A 19150-nucleotide genomic window follows, 5' to 3' on the forward strand; every position below is an offset into this window, starting at 1 on the left:
CTCTGCTGTGACGCTTGGCGAACGCCCCTCCGCAGGCTAAGTTCCGCGCATAGAGAGGAGCGTCACGCGAGATCGCCGCCGCCCGGCCCAGCAGCTCTTCAGAGCCGCCGATGATCGCGATACGCCGCGATCCCCTCGGCCGCGGCGATAACGAGAAACGACGCCATATCTTCGGGAAGAAACGCATGTCCAAGAGCTACGCCAAGAGTTCGCAAAAGGGTCGCGCCAAGGGCCGCGACCTTCCCAAGCTGCCTCTCTTCGCGATCGGCGGAGTCTTCCTTGCGGCCTTCGCCGCATTGGTGGCGTTCACCAGCCTCAAGCCGCCGCCGCCGCCCGCCTCCGCCATCGGCGGGCCGTTCCAGCTCGTCGCGCACAATGGCCAGACAGTCACCGAGAAGGACTTTCTCGGCAGGCCCTTCCTCGTCTTCTTCGGCTACACGCATTGCCCGGACATCTGCCACACCACTCTGTTCGAGATTTCCGAGGTGCTGCGCGCGCTGGGGCCGAAGGCCAATGCCGGCGCATTATTCGTGACCGTCGATCCGGAGCGCGACACGCCCGCCGTGCTCAAGGACTATCTCTCCAATTTCGATCCGCGCATCGTCGGCGTCTCCGGCGAGCGCGCGCAGCTCGATCCGATGCTGAAGGAATATCGCATCTATTCGAAGAAGGCTGCGGAAAGCGGCGAGGACTATGCGGTCGACCACACGACCGTCGTCTATCTGATGGACAAGAACGGCCGCTTCGTCAGCTCCTTCAATGTCGGACGCAAGCCCGCCGACGCCGCGCGCGATCTCGAACGCTTTCTGTGACGCGAGACGCCGAGACGCGAAGACGCAGAGACGCAGAAACGACACAGTCGACATTTTTTTGCGTAAGTCGCGAACTTCCCTGTCGCGACTCGGCGCGGCTTTGCGTTAGCATCGAATCATGCTTCGTCTTCGACGCGACGGGCTCGCGAAAGCCGCGGGCTCCACCGCCCTGACACTCACACATGCGGGCGAGACGCTCACCGTCTCGCTGCGCCGTCTGCGCAGCGCGCGACGCTTCACGCTGCGCGTGCGCTTCGCTGCGCGCGACGCCGTGCTCACAATGCCCGCGCGCGCCTCCTTACGCGAGGCGCGCGAGTTCACCGAGCGTCACGCCGCCTGGATCGCCGCGCGGCTCAACCGGCTGCCGGACACGATTCCCTTTCGCGACGGCGCCGTCGTGCCGCTGCGCGGCGTCGATCATTCCATCGCGCATCGCCCCAGCGCGCGCGGGACCGTGTGGGCGGAGACGCGTTTTGCTCTCGACACGGCGCTCTGCGACGGTTTCGACCTCTGCGTCGCCGGCCGCGAGGAGCATGTGCATCGCCGCATCGTCGATTTTCTGAAGCGCGAGGCGCGCCACGATCTCGAGGCGGCGGTGGAGCGCCACACGCGCGCGCTCGGCCTGCCCGCGCGCAGCGTCGGATTGCGCGACACGGTGAGCCGCTGGGGCTCCTGCTCGGCGTCGGGCTCGCTGAATTTCTCCTGGCGGCTCATCATGGCGCCCGCTTTCGTGCTCGACTATCTCGCCGCGCATGAGGTCGCCCATCTCGAATATCTCGATCATTCGGATCGATTCTGGGCGCTGACGCGGCGCCTCTGCGCGGAGACGGATCGCGCCGAGGGCTGGCTCTCCACGCATGGCGCGCATTTGCATAAATTCGGCGCGACCGAATAGACGCGGCCTTCTCACCTTCCTCTTTATGAAACGACCGCGCCGTCATCGGCGCGGCATGCCTCTTTATGAAACGCGCGGCCCGCCCCTTCGCGAGACGCGCTGTCATCGGCGCGTCATGCCCTTCTAAGTAAAGACGCGCGGTCATCGGCGCTTCACCGCCAATGGTTTCTGATTCGTTAAAATTCTCCTCCCGAACGAATCACGGCCGTTCCGCGGCGCACAAAAATGCGCTATGAAAGAGACAAAGCTCCTTCTTCGGTATTCGCTCATCGAGGTGACGTATGGCCGACGTTATCTTCTACGAGAAACCCGGCTGCGCCGGAAATGCGCGTCAAAAGGCTCTGCTGCTCTCCTCCGGCCATGCGCTGCAGGTGCGCAATCTGCTCGCCGAGCCTTGGAGCGTCTCCAGCCTGCGGCCTTATTTCGGCGAGACGCCGGTGCGCGAATGGTTCAATCTCGCGGCGCCGCGCGTCAAATCCGGCGAGATCGACATAGAGACCGTCACGCCGCAGGCGGCGCTGGTCATGATGATCATCGATCCGATATTGATCCGCAGGCCGCTCATCAAGGTCGGCGGCCGCTGCGAGGCGGGCTTCGATCCTGAGCGGATCGGCGCCTGGATCGGGCTGCAGCCGACCGAGAAGCGGGTGAGCGACACCTGCGTGCGGACCGAAGCGGCGGCGCTACGCGCCGAAAGCGAGGCCGGAGCCGCGCCCGCCGACTGATCGCGGGAGCGAGCGAAGGTCACAAGGAGGTCTGATGCTGTTCCGGCGCGATGTCGCGGGCTCCGGCGCGCCTTGCGGCTTGTATTTCGAGTCGCTGCTCGAGCGTTGCCGCGCGATGCGGCCCATTCGCATCGGCGTGGTGCATCCTTGCGACGCGGTTTCCGTGCAAGGCGCGCTCGCCGCACGCGATCAGGGGCTCATCACTCCCGTTCTGGTCGGGCCGCGCGCCAAAATCATGGCCGCAGCCGCCGCGGCCAATCTCTCGCTCGAGGGCGTCGAGATCATCGACGCGCCCCATAGCCACGCCGCCGCCGACGCCGCCGTCGAGCTGGTGCGGCGCGGCGAGCTCGAGGCGCTGATGAAAGGCTCGCTCCACACCGATGAACTGATGGGGGCCGTGGTGCGCGAGGGAACGGGCCTGCGCACCGAGCGGCGCGTCAGCCATGTCTTCGTTCTCGACGTGCCCAATTACTGCAAGCCTCTGCTCGTCACCGACGCGGCGATCAACATCGCCCCCACGCTCGCAGAGAAGCGCGACATTGCGCAGAACGCCATAGACCTCGCGCATGCGCTCGGCATAGAGCGCCCCAAGCTCGCTGTTCTTTCCGCCGTGGAGACGGTCGACGCCAAGATCCCCTCGACGATAGAGGCGGCGGCGCTGTGCAAAATGGCCGATCGCGGCCAGATCACCGGCGCCGATGTGGACGGGCCTCTCGCCTTCGACAACGCCATCTCGCCGGAGGCGGCGAAGGCGAAAGGCATTGTCTCCAATGTCGCCGGCTATGCCGACATTCTCCTCGTCCCCGATCTCGAGGCCGGCAATATTCTCGCCAAGCAGCTCGTCTATCTCGCCGACGCCGAGGACGCCGGCATCGTGCTCGGCGCCCGCGCGCCGATCGTGCTGACGAGCCGCGCCGATGGCGTGCGCGCCCGCATCGTCTCCTGCGCGCTGGCGCAGCTCTTCGCCCATCGCGTGGTGGAGGGTGTGTGAGCGCTGCGGCGAAAGTCCTATTGGCGCTCAACGCCGGCTCCTCGAGCCTCAAATTCGCGCTCTATGATGCGGCGACGCTCGCGCCTCTTTGCCGCGGCGGCGTCACCGCCATAAAGGAGAAAGACCAGCCGGCGCGCTTTTCTGTCAAAGGCGAGGTCGCGGCGGCGCTCTCCGCAGGCCCCGGCCCCGCGCCGGACATAGACCATGAAGGCGCGGCGCGCTGGCTCATCTCGGCGATCGGCGAGCGGCTGGCGGAGCTTCCCCTCGCCGCCGTTGGGCATAGGATCGTCCATGGCGGCGCGGAATTCGACCGCCCGGTCCTGGTGACGCCGGACATTTTGCGGCAGCTGGAGGCGCTCTCGCCGCTCGCGCCGAGCCATCAGCCACATAATCTCGCGCCGATCCGCAGCCTGCTCGACAGCGCGCCGAACCTGCCGCAGATCGCCTGTTTCGACACGGCCTTTCACCGCACGCAGCCCCGTCTCGCGCAGCTGTTTCCGCTGCCGCGCGAATTCGCCGAGCGCGGCGTGCTGCGCTACGGCTTTCACGGCCTCTCCTATCAATTCATCGCGGAAGAGCTGCGCCGCCTCGAGCGCGCGCCGGGCCGCGCGATCGTCGCGCATCTCGGCCATGGCGCCAGCCTCTGCGCCATGCGCGATCTCGAGAGCGTCGCCACGACAATGGGCTTCACCGCGCTCGACGGGCTGATGATGGGCACGCGCAGCGGCGCGATCGATCCGGGCCTGCTGCTGCATCTCGTGATGCAGGAGGGCTTTTCGCCCAAAGAGGTCCATGCGCTGCTCTATGAGCGATCCGGCCTGCTCGGCGTCTCCGCGATCAGCGACGATCTGCGCGCGCTCGAGGCGAGCGCTTCCCCCGCGGCGGAGGAGGCAATGGCGCTCTTCGCCTATCGCGCCGCACGCGAGATCGGCTCGCTGGCGAGCGCGCTGAACGGGCTCGACCGTCTCGTCTTCACGGCCGGCGTCGGCGAGAATTCGCCGTCCATGCGCGCGCGCATCTGCGCCTATCTCGGTTTTCTCGGCCTCGCCCTCGACGATGAGGCGAATGCGGCGAATGCTCAGATCATCAGCGCGCCGTCGAGCCGCATCGAGGCCCTCGTGCTTCCCACCAATGAGGAAGCGGTGATCGCCGAGACCGCGCGGGCGCTGCTTCGCGGCTGATGAAGCGCCGAAAATCGCACAGCAATTCGGCGCCGGTCGCATGATTTGCAGGCGCGTTTTCGCGTTGCTGCAGAGCCGCTTTTCACAAATAGCTGAATTGTCGAGATGAGGCTCGCGGCGCTGGTCTGGCGCCCAGATTGCGAGTAGTCTCCCGCCGTGGCGTGAGCCTCGGCGTGGCCCAAAGAGGGGCCAAGATCAGCAACGCCGCTGTTCCGATCGAGTCGCGCCCAAAGCGCGATCGTTGGACGGCGGCTTTTTTTGTCCGTCGCGCCCCGACGGAGCGCGACGCCGACGAGGGGCAGACACGAAAATGATGAGAATGAAACGAAGCGCTCCGCCGCGCCCGATCTTTGTGAGCGCGAAGACTTTGGCCGTCGCCGCCGCTCTGCTCGGCGTCTGCGTCGGAGAGGCCGCAGCGGCGGACGCGCCCGCCAAGCTCGTCGCCGCGCCCGCGCCCGATGTCGCCGCCTCTGCTCCGCCGCCGCCCGCGCCGCTCGGCGTCTTCGGCGCCGATATGCCGGCCGCCGGCAAGCTCGTCGTCTCCATCATTCCGCAATTCGCCAATCTCTCGCATACGCTGAAGGGAACGCGGCAGGTTTCTTCGGAGGAGGTCGTCGCGACGACGCCCTGGTTCGGCCATCCGACATCGAAGCTCCGGCTGGTGCCGCAGAATGTCTCCGTCGCCTCGCAAACGCTGGCGCTCGCCTATGGAATCACCAATTATCTGTCCGTTGTCGTTACCGGCGGCATGATCGAGCGCAATCTCGACATGCTGACATTCCAAGGGCCGACGAGTCTCAACCGACTCGGGCTCAGCCATACGGGAACCGACGGCCTCACCGATTTCACCGCCTCGACGATCTATCGCGCCTATCAGGACCCGATACATCGCATTCAGCTCAATCTGGGCATGAGCTTCCCGACGGGAAGCACCCACAACACATTCCGCCTGCTGCTGCCGGACGGCAGCTATGCGACGAGCCGCGCCTTCTACGCATTGCAGCCCGGCGCCGGCACTTTCGACGTCATGCCCGGAATCGTCTACGCCGGGCATATCGACAAATGGTCCTGGGGCCTCTCCTACCGCGGCCGCTTTCCGCTGGCCGCCAATCCGGAAGGCTATCTCTACGGCGATCTGCACGAGTTCAACGGCTGGGCCGGCTATAGCTGGATAAAGGGCCTTACCACCACTTTCCGCGTCAACGCGACGACGCAGGGCGAGATTCGCGGACTCGATCCGATGATCCGCGGCAAGGCGCAGGCGGCCAATCCCAATTTCTACGGCGGCCAGCGCGTGGAGCTATGGGGCGGCGCGACGATCGGCGGCGGCCTCATCGGCCAGGAGGCGCTCACCATCGCGCTGGAGGCGGGCATTCCCGTCTATCAGAGCCTCGAGGGGCCGCAGCTCTCCAAAAATTGGCAGGCCGGCATGGCGCTGCGCTGGAAAATCTAGAGCATGCTCCCGAATAGTGCGAAGCGGTTTTCGTAAAAAGAACATGCGAACTCGACGCTGAGGGATCGAGCGGCGGGGCGCGGCGCCCCGCCCGCGTTCTCGACATCGCCTGCCGAGCGTGGCACAACCCGCCCCAGAAAATCAAAAGCCGTGGCGGGACGATGACGGATATAGCGGAACTGGAGACCGAGACTCTGGCGGCGATCGCGGCGGCGGCCGACGAGGCCGCGCTCGAGGCCGTGCGCGTCGGCGCGCTGGGCAAGAAGGGAAGCATTTCGGCGCTGCTGGCGACGCTCGGCAAAATGTCGCCCGATGACCGCAAGACCGAAGGCGCCAAGATCAATGCGCTGAAGGACAAGGCCCAAGAGGCGATCGCCGCGCGTCGCGACGTCCTTCAGGCCGAGGCGCTGGAGAAGCGCCTTTCCGCCGAGACCGTGGATGTGACGCTGCCGGTGCAGGAGAGCGGCCAGGAGCTCGGCCGCATTCATCCGATCTCGCAAGTGATGGACGAATTGACCGCGATCTTCGCCGATATGGGCTTCTCCGTCGCCGAGGGTCCGGACATTGAAAGCGACGATTACAACTTCACCAAGCTGAACTTCCCCGAGGGGCATCCCGCGCGGGAGATGCACGACACTTTCTTCTTCCCGCCGGGCGCCGACGGCAAGCGCAAGCTGCTGCGCACGCATACGAGCCCAGTGCAGGTGCGCACCATGCTGAGCAAGGCGCCGCCGATCCGCGTGATCTGCCCCGGCCGCACCTATCGCTGCGACAGCGACCAGACGCATACGCCCATGTTCCATCAGGTCGAGGGGCTCGTCATCGACGAGACGACCCATATGGGCCATTTGAAATGGGTGCTGGAGGAGTTTCTGAAGGCATTCTTCGAGGTCAAATCGGTGAAGATGCGCTTTCGCCCCTCCTTCTTCCCCTTCACCGAGCCTTCCGCGGAAGTGGATGTGCAATGCCGCCGCAAGGACGGCGACATTCGCTTCGGCGAGGGCGAGGATTGGATGGAGATATTGGGCTGCGGCATGGTGCATCCCAATGTGCTGCGCAATTGCGGGCTCGATCCGGACAAATATCAGGGCTTCGCCTTCGGCGTCGGCATAGATCGTCTCGCCATGCTGAAATACGGCATGTCCGATCTGCGCGCCTTCTTCGAGGCCGACGCGCGCTGGCTGACGCATTATGGATTCCGGCCGCTGGATTTCCCGACGCTGGCGGGGGGCTTGAGCGGGTGAGGCATGCCGTCCCTGCTGCGATGGCGAGGCTATCGCTTCTTCTTCTACTCGGCGGATGGATGGGAGCCGCCTCATATCCATGTAGTCAAGGACGGCAAGGAAGCGAAAATCTGGCTGAACGACCTCAATCTCGCGATCAATCTCGGTTACTCCGCCAAGGAGTTGAACGAGATCATCCGAAAGACGCGCGAGGAGCGCGATATCTTTCTGGAGGCGTGGCATGACTATTTTGCAAATTGACATCGAGGATAGCCGCCCGATCGCCGCGCATTGCGACGACGGCTTCTTGAATGTGACGCTCGCCGACGGCCGCGAGTTGCGCACGCCTCTATGGTGGTATCCCCGCCTCGCGAGCGCTTCGCCTTCGGCGCGCAATGTCGTCGAATTCATGCCGATGGGAATGCATTGGCCGCAGATCGACGAAGACATCAGCGTCGCGAGCATGCTGCGCGGTCAAAAAGCGCCGGGCGCGACGCCGCCGATTCAATAGACAGAAAGCTTTCGAAAGCTGGACGCATGAAACTCACACTCTCCTGGCTGAAAGACCATCTCGAGACGAGCGCCTCGCTCGAGCAGGTCGTCGAAACTCTGACGCGCATCGGCCTCGAGGTCGAGCACTTGCACGACCCCGCCGCGCAGCTGAAAGATTTCCGCATCGCGCATGTGATCGAGGCCAAGCCGCATCCCAACGCCGATCGCCTGCGCGTCTGCATGGTCGATACCGGCGAAGGCGCGCCGGTGCAGGTCGTCTGCGGCGCGCCCAATGCCCGCACGGGATTGAAGACCGTCTTCTCCGCGCCGGGAACCTATATTCCGGCCAAGAAGATCACGCTCGGCAAGGGCGTCATCCGCGGCGTCGAATCGCTCGGCATGCTGTGCTCGGCCGCCGAGCTGGAACTCTCCAACGATCACGACGGCATCATCGAGCTGCCAGAGGACGCCCCCATCGGCGCGGTCTACGCGCAATGGGCAGGGCTCGACGATCCGGTCATAGAGATCAATCTTACGCCCAACCGCTCCGACGCCGCCGGCATTTACGGCATTGCGCGCGATCTCGCCGCCGCGGGCCTCGGAACGCTGAAGACGCCGGCGGTCGAGACGCTCGAGGGCGGCTTCGCCATTCCGCAGCGCGTCACGCTCGATTTCGTGGATGCGGACGAGCATCTCGCGCCGCTCTTCGCGCTGCGTCTGGTGCGCGGCGTGAAGAATGGCCCGAGCCCGGCCTGGTTGCAGGATCGCCTGCGCGCCATCGGCCTGCGCCCGATCAATGCGCTCGTCGATATCACCAATTATCTGACCTTCGACCGCGCGCGTCCGCTGCATGTCTTCGACGCGAAGAAGGTGGCCGGCGATCTCGTGGTGCGCCGCGCCCGCGCCGGCGAGGAGCTGCTCGCGCTCGACGGCAAGACCTATAGACTCGATGCCGACATGGTCGTCATCGCCGATGACAAAGGCCCCGAATCTCTCGCTGGCGTCATGGGCGGCGAGCATTCCGGCTGCTCCGACGACACGACGGACGTGCTGATCGAGACCGCGCTGTGGGATCCGGCCAATATCGCCCATACGGGGCGCAAGCTCGGCATCTCCACCGACGCCCGCTATCGTTTCGAGCGCGGCGTCGATCCGGCCTTCGCTCTGCCCGGCCTCGAGCTGGCGACGAAACTGGTGCTGGAATTCTGCGGCGGCGAGGCTTCGGATGTCGCCATTTGCGGCTCGGCGGAAACGCCGACGCGCCAGCTGCGCTTCCCCTGGAGCGAGACGAAGCGCCTCACCGGCCTCGACGTCTCGAAAGACGAATCGACCGCCATACTCACGCGCCTCGGCTTCACGGTCGAAGCGGCGGGCGAGGACGCGCTGGTGGGCGTCCCCAGCTGGCGCCCGGACATTGAAGGCAAGGCCGATCTCGTCGAGGAGATCGCCCGCATCGCCGGCTTCGACACCATCGCCGCCGCGCCGCTGCCGCGCAACGCCGGCGTAACCGAGCCGGTTCTCACTCTGCTGCAGAAGCGCACGCGCGCGGCGCGGCGCGCGCTCGCCGCGCGTGGGCTCGTCGAGGCCGTCACCTGGTCCTTCGTCTCCAAGGAGCAGGCGCAGGCTTTCGGAAGCAGCGACGACAATCGCCTCGCCCTCGCCAATCCGATCGCCGCCGAGCTCTCCGACATGCGACCGAGCCTGCTGCCCGGCCTCGTGACCGCCGCCGGCCGCAACGCCGCGCGCGGCTTTCCCGATGTCGCGCTGTTCGAGGTCGGGCAAATCTTCCTCGGCGAGGATGAGAAGGGCCAGAAGATCGCCGCCACGGGCCTGCGCCGCGGCTTCGCTCTGCCCTCGGGCGCTGGCCGCCATTGGTCGGGCAAGGAGCGCGCGGTCGGCGTCTTCGATGTGAAGGCCGACGCCCTCGCGCTGCTGCAGACGCTCGGCGTCGCCACCGGCGGCTTGCAGATCGTCGCCGGCGGGCCTTCCTGGCTCCATCCGGGCCGCTCGGCAACGCTGCAATTCGGCCCCAAGGCGGTCATCGGCCATTTCGGCGAATTGCATCCGCGCGTGCTGCAAGCGCTCGACGTCGAGGGGCCGATCGCCGCTTTCGAGATTATTCTCGACGCGCTTCCGGCGCCCAAGGCCAAGCCCACCAAGGCCAAGGCGAAATTGGAGCTCTCCGATCTCCAGCCGGTCTCGCGCGATTTCGCCTTTCTGCTGGATCGCGGCCAGCCGGCCGGAGATCTCATTCGCGCCGTGCAGGGCGCCGATCGCGCGCTCATCACCGATGTCAGCGTCTTCGACATTTACGAAGGACAAGGCGTGCCGGAGGGTAAGAAATCGGTCGGCGTCGCCGTGCGGCTGCAGCCCCGCGACAAAACGCTCACCGATGTGGAGATCGAGGCGCTCGCCCACAAAATTGTCACAGAGGCGGGCAAGAAAACGGGCGCCCAACTCAGAGGATGACGATGCTTCGCATGATTCGCTTCGTCTTCATTGCTTGCCTCGCCGGTTCTTGCCTCGCCGCCGGCGCGGCGGCGGCCGAACCGCGCAACATAGGCGATTGCGAGCAGATACAGGCGGCGGACGCCTATAATCGGTGCCTCGCCTCCTTCGGCCCGGCGGCCCATGCGCGCAACAGCCATTCCGCGCTCTCCTTCGCGCCGGAGGAGCAGGTCCCGCATAGCGTCAAGCGCCCCGGCGCTTTCGCCGAGCGCGGCCACCGCGGGCGCCTGCGCATGATGTTCACGCCCGGCGGCCGCTGACGCCGCCGCCGGCGAGGGAGGAGCGAGACCAATGGCTCGAGCGCCCTTCCCCGACGGCATAGCGCGACGCGATTTTCTCAATGGCCTGCTGATCGCCGCGGGCGGCGCCGTTTTGCGCAGCGTTCCCGCGCGCGCATTCGCGGGCGGGACCTGCGACGGGCCGATCGGCCTCGATCCGCGCGCTCTGCGCGGCGGCAATCTTCCCTCCGTCTTCGCCGTCTCGCATTGGCTGCGCGACGGTCGCCTGACGTTCGAGAAAGGCTCCGTCTCGCTCGCGCCGGGATGCGACGAGAGCGCCGGAACTTTTCCCGTTCTCGATGCGAACGGAAGCTTCGACTTCATCGTCATCGGCGGCGGCATTTCTGGCCTTTCCGCCGCGCATCACCTGCTGCGCGAGCGCCCGCGGGCGCGCCTGCTGATCCTCGAGGCGGCGCCTGTCCTCGGCGGCAATGCAGGCCGTGACGACGCCCCGCCCCTCCCCAGCCCGGCCTCCACCGCCGGCGCCTATGGAGCCGCGCCTTCCGCCGATTGGCTGAGGCAATTCTATCGCGCGATCGACGTCGATTGGCTGGCGCAGAGCGTCCCCGGCCCGGAGAGCAGCTTTTATTTCGACCAATTCGCGCCAGGCCTCGGCGTCGGCGCGCACGGCTGGAACATAGACACATTCGAGCGCGGCGCCGCGCATCTTCCCTATGACGCGCGCCTGCGGGAAGATTTCGCCCGCGCTTTCGCGGCGATCCGCGCGCTCGGCGAAAAAGGCCTCGCCGATCCGGCCGATGAGAGCGATCCCGCGCTCGACGATCTCTCGAGCGTCAGCCTCGCGCAGCATCTCGAGACGACGCTCGGTTGCGACGCGATCGTCTCGCGCTTTTTCACCGCCTATACGCTGACAGCTTTCGGCGGAACAGCAGCGCAGGTGAACGCTCACAGCGCCATCACATTCTTGTCGAGCGAGCTGACCCGCGGCTCGGTCTTCACCTATCCGGGCGGAACGTCGGAAATCGCGCGCCGCACGCTGCGCCGGCTGACGCAGAGCGAGACGCCGCCGCATTTCGAAACCAACGCCACGGCGCTACGGATCGAGGCGATGGCGCGGGGCGCGAGTGTCGTCTATTTCCAGGATGGCCGCTTTCATCGCATCTTCGGCGAGCGGATCATCGTCGCCGCTCCGGCGCAGAGCGCGCGCCATCTCGTCGCGCATCTTTCCGACGGCGCGCGCAAAGCGGCCTGGACGCAATTCCATGCGGCGCCGCTCGTCACCGCCAATGTGGCGCTGCGCCGCGCGGCGCCCTTATCGCAGCTCGGGCTCGGTTACAGTCAGAGCTGGTGGGGCGGCCGGCATTTCGTCAATTACATCGTCGCCGATTGGATGAGCGACAAGCGCGCCGATCCCGAGCGGCAAACGATTCTCACCTTCTATGGCGGCTGCGACGCGCCGCTCGACGGCCTCGCCGAAGCGCGCATGAAGCTGATGCACACGCCCTTCTCCGATTACGAAGACTCGCTCCGCGCCGATCTGTCACGGCTGATGCGCGGCGTGGATTTCGATTTCGATCGCGATGTGCGCGCGCTCTTCCTCTATCGGTGGGGCCACAGCATGTTGCGGCCGCCGCCGGGCTTTCTCTTCGGCGCGACGCGAGACGCGAGTGGAAAGCTCGACCGCGCCCAGGCGCCGCGGCGCATCGCCTGCGCGCCTCTGGGGCCGATCGTTTTCGCAGGCCAGCATGTCGAAGGCGCCCCCTCTATCGAGAGCGCGATCGGCTCCGGCCGCCGCGCCGCGCTGCAGGCGCTGGAGACGGCGCGACGTTGAAAACGCCTTACCAGCGCAGCACCGCGCCGCCCCAGGTCATTCCGGCGCCGATCGCCATCATCGCGATCACATCGCCTTTCTTCAGCCGGCCGGCGCGATTGGCCTCGTCCAGCGTGATCGGCATGGAGGCGCTCGACGTGTTGCCGAAGCGGGAAATATTCATCCAGCATTTCTCGAGCGGCACGCCGAGCTGCGCCAGCGACGCCTCTATGATGCGGGCGTTGGCCTGATGCGCGATGACGTGATCGACATCCTTCGCCTCGAGGCCGGCCATGGCCAGCGCCTCGGTCACGATCTCCGGCAATAGGCGCAGCGCGACCTTATAGACCTCGCGGCCACGCATTTTGATCTTATGCGCCTCCCCCGGCGTCGGCCCGTCCTGACGCGGATCATAGGCGCGCGGAATGCCGAGAATGCCGGTCATGGTCCCATCGGTGCGCAGGCTGGTGGAGAGCAGGCCGCGGCCCTCCTCTTCGCCCGGCCCCAGCACCATGGCGCCGGCGGCGTCGCCGAACAGCACGCAGGTCTCGCGATTAGTCCAATCGACGACGCGGCTCAGCGTCTCCGCCCCGACGACCAGGGCCCGGCGGACCTTGCCGGTCTTGATGAACTGATCGGCGATGGAGAGCGCATAGAGCGAGCCGGCGCAGGCGGCCGAGACATCGAAGGCGAAAGCGTTCTCGGCCCCGATCTTGGCCTGCAGAAAGGCGGCGCAGGCGGGCGTCTGAGCGTCGCCGGTCACGGTGGCGACGATGATGAGATCCAGCTCGCGCGGATCGACGCCGGCGAGCTCCAGCGCGTTTTTCGCCGCGGCGGCGGCCATATCGGAGGTGGATTCGCCCGGCGCGGCGATGCGCCGCTCCTCGATCCCGGTGCGGCTGACGATCCAGGCGCCATTGGTCGCGACCATTTTCTCGAGGTCGGCGTTGGTCAGAACCTTCGCGGGGGCGTAGGATCCGGTTCCGAGTATGACGGTTCTGAGCAACGGCGTGCAGCCTCTTCCTTCTGACCCCGGGCGGACGTGCGCCGCTGGGGAAACCTCATGCCTAGCAGGGATCGGCGAGGCGCGAACCTTAAAATTCGTTAATCCCCAAGCCTAGCTCGAGATTGGCCCAGCTCGAGTTCGGCCGAGTTCACGTTTCGATCCGCGCCGGGGGCGATTGCCACGGCGCGCGCGCCATGGCAAGCCTTCGCCCATGCAGAACGTCCCCTCCGACCCGCCCGCGCCCGCCAAAGAGGCGCCGCGCGTCTCCTTCGTCTCGCTCGGCTGCCCCAAGGCGCTCGTCGACAGCGAGCGCATTCTCACGCGCCTGCGCGCCGAAGGCTATGAGCTTTCGCGCACCCATGCGGGGGCCGATGTCGTCGTGGTGAACACCTGCGGCTTTCTGGACAGCGCCAAGGCCGAGTCGCTGGAGGCGATCGGCGCGGCGCTGAAGGAGAATGGCAAGGTCGTCGTCACCGGCTGCATGGGCGCCGAACCGCAGGCGATCACCGAGCGCTTCCCCGACGTTCTCGCGATCACCGGCCCGCAAGCCTATGAGAGCGTGGTCGAGGCCGTCCACGCCGCCGCCGCGCCGAGCCATGATCCGTTTCTCGATCTCGTGCCCGAGCAGGGCGTCAAGCTCACGCCGCGCCATTACGCCTATCTCAAAATCTCGGAAGGCTGCGACAACAGCTGCTCCTTCTGCATCATTCCGCATTTGCGCGGCTCACTGGCCTCGCGACCGGCCGGCGAGGTGCTGCGCGAGGCCGAGCGGCTGGTGAAGGCGGGCGTCAAGGAGCTGCTCGTCATCTCGCAGGACACGAGCGCCTATGGCCGCGATCTGCGCTACTCCGAGAGCCAATGGGGCGACCGCAGCGTGCGCGCGCGCTTTTTGGATCTCACACGCGAGCTGGGCTCGCTCGGGGCCTGGGTGCGGCTACATTATGTCTACCCCTATCCGCATGTGGACGAGGTCGTCGAGCTGATGGCGCAGGGCAATATCCTGCCCTATCTCGACATTCCCTTTCAGCACGCCGCCCCTTCCGTGCTGAAGGCGATGAAGCGTCCCGCCAATGAGGAAAAGACGCTGGAGCGGATAAAGGCGTGGCGGCGCATCTGCCCCGATCTCGCGCTGCGCTCCACCTTCATCGTCGGCTTCCCCGGCGAGACGGAGGAGGATTTCGCCTATCTGCTCGATTGGCTGGAGGAGGCGGAGATCGACCGCGCCGGCGCCTTCCGCTACGAGCCCGTGGCCGGCGCGCCGGCCAATGATCTGCCGCTCGACGCCATCCCGCCCGAGGTGAAGGACCAGCGCTGGAAGCGCTTCATGGAGCGCCAGCAGAAGGTGAGCGCCCGCTTGCTGAAGCGGAAGATCGGCAAGCGCCTGCAAGTTCTGGTGGACGAACCGGGCGGCGGCGCGACCGGCCTCGCGCGTGGACGCAGCAAGGCGGACGCCCCGCAGATCGACGGAACGGTGCATATCTCCTCGCGCCGTCCGCTGCGCGCCGGCGACATCGTAACGGTGAAGATCGACCGCGCCGACGCCTATGATCTCTACGGCGCGGCGGTGTGACTATTCGGTGGTCGAAGCGTCGGCATCGCTCTGCAAGGCCGCCGTCGCCGTCGGCAGAAAATATTGCGCCGCTCCGGCATAGACGATGAACGTCGCGACGAGCGCGGCCAGCGTCGTCGCCGATTGGCCGCGCGTCATCGGCTCCAGCTGCAGGTCGAGCGGCTCGGCCGTTTTCAGATCATAGATCCAGACGGCGACGATCAGGGCCAAGTCGACGCCGAGGTCGCTCTCGCTTTCGCATGCGAGCAAGGAAAATACGATCGCCGCAGATATGGCGGATTTGATCAGCAGCCGCGCCGCGCGCCCGCGGGCGAGAGCGTCGGCGACCTTGCGGCCGTCGAGCATTCCGACCGGCGCGAGGTTGAACAGGTTCATCGAAACCGAAACGCCCAGAAAAACGACCACGGAAAAGCCGACGAGCGACGTCGAGTCGCCGCTTCCGGACCGAGCGGCGTGTAGCCCCCAATGCGCGAGCGGCGTCAGCGGCAGGACGACCAATGCGGAAATCGCGGGCCCGGCCAGCGCGATCATCGCTTGTTCGTAGCGGCTCGACACGGCGCGCGCGCCGAACGTCGCTCCGCCAAAGAACGGAATGAGAACAACGCTCGCATCGCTATGGCCGAACCAGCGCATGGCGAGAAAATGCCCATATTCGTGAATGAGAATCGAAAGCTCGACGCAGACGGCGACGAGCACGCAGAGCCAGCCGATATTCGGATTGTTGACGCCGACGACGAGCGTGGTGGCCGCGACGGCGGCCACGGCGAGCCAGGCCGCGCCTTTTTTCCCGACCAGCGGCTGCGCGCGCGGCGCCTCGCGGTCCTCGCAATGCGCGCGCAAATGGTCGAGGGCCTGCCGATAGAGGCGCGCGGTCGAAAGATAGCCGAAGACGCCTCTCACCGGCTGGTCGATCTCGAATTCCAGCTGCGTCGCGCCGCCCGCTTCCGCGAAGCGCGTGCGCGCCCGCACCATATCGGCCGCGCCGACGGCGGCTCCGTCGATCGTCTCATATTCGATCTCGAACCGCTCGCATCGTCTCATGCCGACGACGCGCGAAATCAGGGTCCTCGTCTTGCCCGACCGTCCGCCGAGTCCGACGACGGCCTTGTGCCGAAGCGGCTCTCCCTCGAGAAATGTCTGCTCGAGGACCAGCGGGAACGCGCCGGGCGGCGAGGGCTCGAGGATGAAGGCGGACCAGACCCGCTCGACAGGCGCCGCGATCGAGACGCCATGACGGAACACGCGCCGTCCCAAACGCGCGCGAAACATGATCCACCACGCCGAGAATGCGAGGAACAGCCAGACCACGGCGCCCGAAGCGCCGTGCAGAAATTCCGACCCGGCCAGCAAATCATCGAACATGAACGCCTCCGCAATGCGAAAAATGAATGGCCGCGGCGCGCTCCGATTCGGGCCGCCTCGAGCGGAGCCGATGATTTCGCGGCGCAATCGCGCGCGCAAGACGAAAAATATCCGTTGCGATCCCCGGCCTATGGCGTCATTCGTTCCGCCGGTCCTATAATGCACGCACAGGAGGGCCGATATGACAGAAGAACCCCCGAAGGACCACATCCCGCGTCTTCTCGCCAGCCGTCAGCTGATGTTCTTCACGGCGGTCATCCTCGCATTGTGGGTGTTCGTCACCTTCTTCTTCCGCAATCCGTATCAGCAGGCGGTCGAGTTCGGCTATTACGACAGTCACCCTTATGACGAAGGCACGGTCTGGACTTATGTGCTGGTCGTGGTGCCGATGATCGGCCTAGGGGCCGCTCTACTCTGGTGGCAGCGCCGCAGCGCCGGCAAATAATCTCGCGCTGCGCAGCGCGGTGGAGGACTGCGCGACGCGCGGCGCATGCAGATAGACGAAAGCCGGCGGCGGCATGTCGGCGAGCAACGCCGCCGCGCTCTCCGGCAGGCGCGCGGACGCAAAGCGTTGCGCCGCTTTGGCCGAGGCGGCGCGAAATGTCGCGCCCGGCCGATCGACGATGGCGATCGGCGTCGTGCGCGCGATCTCCTGCCAATCGCGCCAGCGGTGGAATTGCAGCAGATTATCCGCGCCCATGATCCAGACGAAGCGCACGCCCGGACAGCGCCGATGCAGAAAACGCAGCGTGTCCGCTGTATAGCGCGCGCCGATCTCCGCCTCGAGCCCCGTGACGATGATGCGCGGATCGCGAGCGATATTCTGCGCCGCGGCGATGCGCTGCGCCAGAGACGGCAGGCCGGCGGTCTCCTTCAGCGGATTGCCGGGCGTCACCAGCCACCAGAGGCGACCGAGCGCCAGCCTCTGCAACGCCACCTGCGAGACATGGGCATGGCCTTCATGCGGCGGATCGAAAGAGCCGCCGAAGAGGCCGATGCGCATCCCCGGCGCGTGAGGCGGCAAATGGATCATCGCACGATCTTCGAAAGTTCGCGCTTCCTTCTCCCACTTGTGGGAGAAGGTGGCCTCGCGAAGCGAGGTCGGATGAGGGTCCTCGCGGCCACAGCATTCTTTGGGACCAACTCGGCTCGCATGCGGAAAACCTCGGCGACCCTCATCCGACCCGACTGCGTCGGGCCACCTTCTCCCACAAGTGGGAGAAGGGAGCGCGCACGACGATTCCGCGCGCTCATCCTCTGACCTGCCCGGCGCCGTGCACGCGATATTTGAACGAGGTGAGCTGCTCCACCCCCACCGGCCCGCGCGCATGCATGCGGCCCGTCGCTATGCCGATCTCGGCGCCGAAGCCGAATTCGCCGCCATCGGCAAATTGCGTCGAGGCGTTGTGCAGCACGATCGCCGAATCCACCTCCGCCATGAAGCGCCGCGCCACATCCCCATTCTGCGTGATGATGCAATCTGTGTGATGCGAGCCGTAAGTCTCTATATGCGCGATCGCCGCCTCCAGCCCATCGACGACGCGGACGGCGATAATGGCGTCGAGATATTCGGCGCGCCAATCCTCCTCGCTCGCCGGCAGCACGCGCGCGTCGACATCCTGCGTCGCGTCGTCGCCGCGCACCTCGCAGCCGGCGTCGAGCAGCATCTTCACAAGCGGCGAAAGATGCGTGGCGGCACACGCGCGATCGACCAGCAGCGTCTCGGCTGCGCCGCAAATTCCGGTGCGACGGAGCTTGGCGTTCAGCAAAATGCGTTTCGCCATGTCGAGATCGGCTTGCGCGTGGACGAAGACATGAACAATGCCCTCGAGATGCGCGAAGACCGGCACGCGCGCCTCATGCTGCACACGCGCGACGAGGCTCTTGCCGCCGCGCGGCACGATGACGTCGACATTGCCGTCCAGCCCGGCCAGCATGGCGCCGACGGCGGCGCGATCGGCGACGGGGACCAGCGAGATCGCCGCCTCCGGCAGCCCCGCCGCGACGAGGCCGGCGACGAGACACTCATGAATCGCGCGCGAGGAGCGCAGACTCTCCGAGCCGCCGCGCAGAATGGCGGCGTTGCCGGCCTTGAGGCAGAGGCCGCCGGCGTCGGCGGTGACATTGGGCCGGCTCTCGTAAATCACCCCGATGACGCCGAGCGGCGTCGCCACGCGCTCGATGAGGAGGCCATTGGGGCGCTCGAAGGAGGCCAGCAGCCGGCCGACCGGATCGGCCAGCTCGGCGATCTCCTCGAGGCCGCGCGCCATCGCCTCGACGCGCGCGGGATCGAGCGTCAGCCGATCGAGATAAGAGGCGACCGTGCCGCGCGCTTTCGCCTCCGCGACATCGAGCGCATTGGCGGCGAGCAGCTCCGGCATGCGCCGGCGCAGCTCCGCCGCGGCCGCATGTAGAGCCGCATTCTTGGTCTTTGCCGGAGCCAGAGCGACCGCCCGCGCCGCCCGCCGGGCGCCGGCGCCGATATCGGCCATCAGCGCGCCCAACTCTCGCTCGTCCGTCGCCAATGCTTCCGCCTGCGCCATTTTCTTCGCCTCTTTCGCTGCTCGCTTGCGCTATCATGAATCGGCTCGTCCCTGAAAGAGAGCCCCGCGAGCCGCCAAAAGCCGTGAGACTTGCCTTCGGGCTAGGCCTTTTGTAAGACGCGAGCGCTCGTCGCCACGGCTCTCTTCCACGGGCCGAATCGCCGGCCCCCGCCCGACGCCGCGTCCAAGACGCAGGCGATGCGACGTTCCCGGGCGCGCGGAGCCGGCCGCTATGAGGTTCTTCGCATGACGAAACGCGCGCTGCTGACGGGCATTACCGGACAGGATGGGGCCTATCTCGCACAGCTTCTGCTCGGCAAAGGGTATGAAGTCTATGGCG

19 protein-coding genes are annotated in these 19150 nt (G+C 66.4%); 15 read left to right on the forward strand and 4 right to left on the reverse strand.

Annotation, left to right across the window (positions count from 1 at the left end; translation table 11 throughout):
• The first annotated feature begins 185 nt into the window (after positions 1-185).
• The 12 genes from A1351_RS19870 (at position 186) to A1351_RS19925 (ending at position 12350) form a co-directional block, all read left to right on the forward strand.
• Positions 186-812 carry an SCO family protein gene (locus A1351_RS19870; RefSeq protein WP_026597909.1) on the forward strand — a complete coding sequence of 209 codons (627 nt, stop codon included), beginning with the start codon at positions 186-188 and terminating at the stop codon, positions 810-812.
• Between the two features lie 118 nt (positions 813-930).
• Positions 931-1707: a M48 family metallopeptidase gene (locus tag A1351_RS19875; protein WP_024878937.1), complete on the forward strand. Its 777-nt coding sequence runs from the start codon at positions 931-933 to the stop codon at positions 1705-1707.
• A 281-nt stretch (positions 1708-1988) separates the two neighbouring features.
• On the forward strand, positions 1989-2432 hold the full coding sequence (locus tag A1351_RS19880) for an ArsC/Spx/MgsR family protein (RefSeq protein WP_024878936.1): 444 nt from the start codon (positions 1989-1991) through the stop codon (positions 2430-2432).
• A 34-nt stretch (positions 2433-2466) separates the two neighbouring features.
• Positions 2467-3423 (forward strand): bifunctional enoyl-CoA hydratase/phosphate acetyltransferase, encoded by a 957-nt coding sequence (locus A1351_RS19885; protein ID WP_064033748.1) that lies wholly within the window; start codon positions 2467-2469, stop codon positions 3421-3423.
• Positions 3420-4604: an acetate/propionate family kinase gene (locus A1351_RS19890; RefSeq protein ID WP_024878935.1), complete on the forward strand. Its 1185-nt coding sequence runs from the start codon at positions 3420-3422 to the stop codon at positions 4602-4604. The genes A1351_RS19885 and A1351_RS19890 overlap by 4 nt, the downstream gene beginning before the upstream one ends.
• Before the next feature lie 319 nt (positions 4605-4923).
• Positions 4924-6057: a hypothetical protein gene (locus A1351_RS19895; RefSeq protein ID WP_024878934.1), complete on the forward strand. Its 1134-nt coding sequence runs from the start codon at positions 4924-4926 to the stop codon at positions 6055-6057.
• A gap of 161 nt (positions 6058-6218) precedes the next feature.
• Entirely contained in the window at positions 6219-7301 is a 1083-nt protein-coding gene (gene pheS / locus A1351_RS19900) for a phenylalanine--tRNA ligase subunit alpha (protein ID WP_064033749.1), read from the forward strand.
• Between the two features lie 3 nt (positions 7302-7304).
• Positions 7305-7541, forward strand: coding sequence for a DUF4160 domain-containing protein (locus A1351_RS19905; RefSeq protein ID WP_026597904.1), 237 nt, complete (start codon positions 7305-7307; stop codon positions 7539-7541).
• The gene (locus tag A1351_RS19910) at positions 7522-7791 is read left to right on the forward strand and encodes a DUF2442 domain-containing protein (RefSeq protein WP_051592349.1); all 270 of its coding nucleotides are present in this window, start codon (positions 7522-7524) and stop codon (positions 7789-7791) included. Before A1351_RS19905 ends, A1351_RS19910 begins: the two co-directional genes overlap by 20 nt.
• 26 nt (positions 7792-7817) lie before the next feature.
• A complete protein-coding gene (pheT, locus tag A1351_RS19915) occupies positions 7818-10241 on the forward strand; it encodes a phenylalanine--tRNA ligase subunit beta (protein WP_064033750.1) in 2424 nt (807 codons plus the stop codon).
• 11 nt (positions 10242-10252) lie between these two features.
• Positions 10253-10540: a hypothetical protein gene (locus tag A1351_RS19920; RefSeq protein WP_134188020.1), complete on the forward strand. Its 288-nt coding sequence runs from the start codon at positions 10253-10255 to the stop codon at positions 10538-10540.
• Positions 10541-10571: 31 nt separating this feature from the next.
• Positions 10572-12350, forward strand: a complete 1779-nt coding sequence (locus tag A1351_RS19925) for an FAD-dependent oxidoreductase (protein ID WP_064033751.1) — start codon at positions 10572-10574, stop codon at positions 12348-12350.
• 7 nt (positions 12351-12357) lie between these two features.
• On the opposite strand, the gene A1351_RS19930 is transcribed toward A1351_RS19925, so the two are convergent.
• Positions 12358-13335, reverse strand: coding sequence for a beta-ketoacyl-ACP synthase III (locus A1351_RS19930; protein ID WP_024878928.1), 978 nt, complete (start codon positions 13333-13335; stop codon positions 12358-12360).
• Positions 13336-13546: 211 nt separating this feature from the next.
• On the opposite strand from A1351_RS19930, the gene rimO reads away from it, so the two are divergent.
• A complete protein-coding gene (gene rimO / locus A1351_RS19935; RefSeq protein ID WP_064033753.1) occupies positions 13547-14905 on the forward strand; it encodes a 30S ribosomal protein S12 methylthiotransferase RimO in 1359 nt (452 codons plus the stop codon).
• Here the strand turns inward: rimO and A1351_RS19940 are convergent, their stop codons facing one another.
• The gene (locus tag A1351_RS19940; RefSeq protein WP_198022745.1) at positions 14906-16267 is read right to left on the reverse strand and encodes an SRPBCC family protein; all 1362 of its coding nucleotides are present in this window, start codon (positions 16265-16267) and stop codon (positions 14906-14908) included. It abuts the gene before it with no gap.
• Positions 16268-16448: 181 nt separating this feature from the next.
• Here A1351_RS19940 and A1351_RS19945 point away from each other — a divergent pair, with 181 nt between their 5' ends.
• Positions 16449-16712: a hypothetical protein gene (locus tag A1351_RS19945; protein WP_024878925.1), complete on the forward strand. Its 264-nt coding sequence runs from the start codon at positions 16449-16451 to the stop codon at positions 16710-16712.
• Here the strand turns inward: A1351_RS19945 and A1351_RS19950 are convergent.
• Positions 16677-17300, reverse strand: coding sequence for a nicotinate-nucleotide adenylyltransferase (locus A1351_RS19950; RefSeq protein ID WP_024878924.1), 624 nt, complete (start codon positions 17298-17300; stop codon positions 16677-16679). The two genes, A1351_RS19945 and A1351_RS19950, sit on opposite strands and share 36 nt — an antisense overlap.
• 217 nt (positions 17301-17517) lie before the next feature.
• A complete protein-coding gene (locus A1351_RS19955) occupies positions 17518-18810 on the reverse strand; it encodes a glutamate-5-semialdehyde dehydrogenase (RefSeq protein ID WP_064033752.1) in 1293 nt (430 codons plus the stop codon).
• Positions 18811-19056: 246 nt separating this feature from the next.
• Here A1351_RS19955 and A1351_RS24930 point away from each other — a divergent pair.
• A partial coding sequence (locus A1351_RS24930) for a GDP-mannose 4,6-dehydratase (RefSeq protein WP_157096401.1) occupies positions 19057-19150 on the forward strand: 94 nt, incomplete at its 3' end.

It is taken from the genome of Methylosinus sp. R-45379 (assembly GCF_001644125.1).
In the GTDB taxonomy this organism is placed as follows: Bacteria; Pseudomonadota; Alphaproteobacteria; order Rhizobiales; family Beijerinckiaceae; genus Methylosinus.

What these genes read in the sequence shown, in the direction of transcription:
- A1351_RS19870 (WP_026597909.1), top strand. Translation starts at nt 186, where the DNA reads ATGTCCAAGAGCTACGCCAAGAGTTCGCAAAAGGGTCGCGCCAAGGGC.
- A1351_RS19875 (WP_024878937.1), top strand. Translation starts at nt 931, where the DNA reads ATGCTTCGTCTTCGACGCGACGGGCTCGCGAAAGCCGCGGGCTCCACC.
- A1351_RS19880 (WP_024878936.1), top strand. Translation starts at nt 1,989, where the DNA reads ATGGCCGACGTTATCTTCTACGAGAAACCCGGCTGCGCCGGAAATGCG.
- A1351_RS19885 (WP_064033748.1), top strand. Translation starts at nt 2,467, where the DNA reads ATGCTGTTCCGGCGCGATGTCGCGGGCTCCGGCGCGCCTTGCGGCTTG.
- A1351_RS19895 (WP_024878934.1), top strand. Translation starts at nt 4,924, where the DNA reads ATGAAACGAAGCGCTCCGCCGCGCCCGATCTTTGTGAGCGCGAAGACT.
- pheS (WP_064033749.1), top strand. Translation starts at nt 6,219, where the DNA reads ATGACGGATATAGCGGAACTGGAGACCGAGACTCTGGCGGCGATCGCG.
- A1351_RS19905 (WP_026597904.1), top strand. Translation starts at nt 7,305, where the DNA reads ATGCCGTCCCTGCTGCGATGGCGAGGCTATCGCTTCTTCTTCTACTCG.
- A1351_RS19910 (WP_051592349.1), top strand. Translation starts at nt 7,522, where the DNA reads ATGACTATTTTGCAAATTGACATCGAGGATAGCCGCCCGATCGCCGCG.
- pheT (WP_064033750.1), top strand. Translation starts at nt 7,818, where the DNA reads ATGAAACTCACACTCTCCTGGCTGAAAGACCATCTCGAGACGAGCGCC.
- A1351_RS19920 (WP_134188020.1), top strand. Translation starts at nt 10,253, where the DNA reads ATGATTCGCTTCGTCTTCATTGCTTGCCTCGCCGGTTCTTGCCTCGCC.
- A1351_RS19925 (WP_064033751.1), top strand. Translation starts at nt 10,572, where the DNA reads ATGGCTCGAGCGCCCTTCCCCGACGGCATAGCGCGACGCGATTTTCTC.
- rimO (WP_064033753.1), top strand. Translation starts at nt 13,547, where the DNA reads ATGCAGAACGTCCCCTCCGACCCGCCCGCGCCCGCCAAAGAGGCGCCG.
- A1351_RS19940 (WP_198022745.1), bottom strand. Translation starts at nt 16,267, where the DNA reads ATGTTCGATGATTTGCTGGCCGGGTCGGAATTTCTGCACGGCGCTTCG.
- A1351_RS19945 (WP_024878925.1), top strand. Translation starts at nt 16,449, where the DNA reads ATGACAGAAGAACCCCCGAAGGACCACATCCCGCGTCTTCTCGCCAGC.
- A1351_RS19950 (WP_024878924.1), bottom strand. Translation starts at nt 17,300, where the DNA reads ATGATCCATTTGCCGCCTCACGCGCCGGGGATGCGCATCGGCCTCTTC.
- A1351_RS19955 (WP_064033752.1), bottom strand. Translation starts at nt 18,810, where the DNA reads ATGGCGCAGGCGGAAGCATTGGCGACGGACGAGCGAGAGTTGGGCGCG.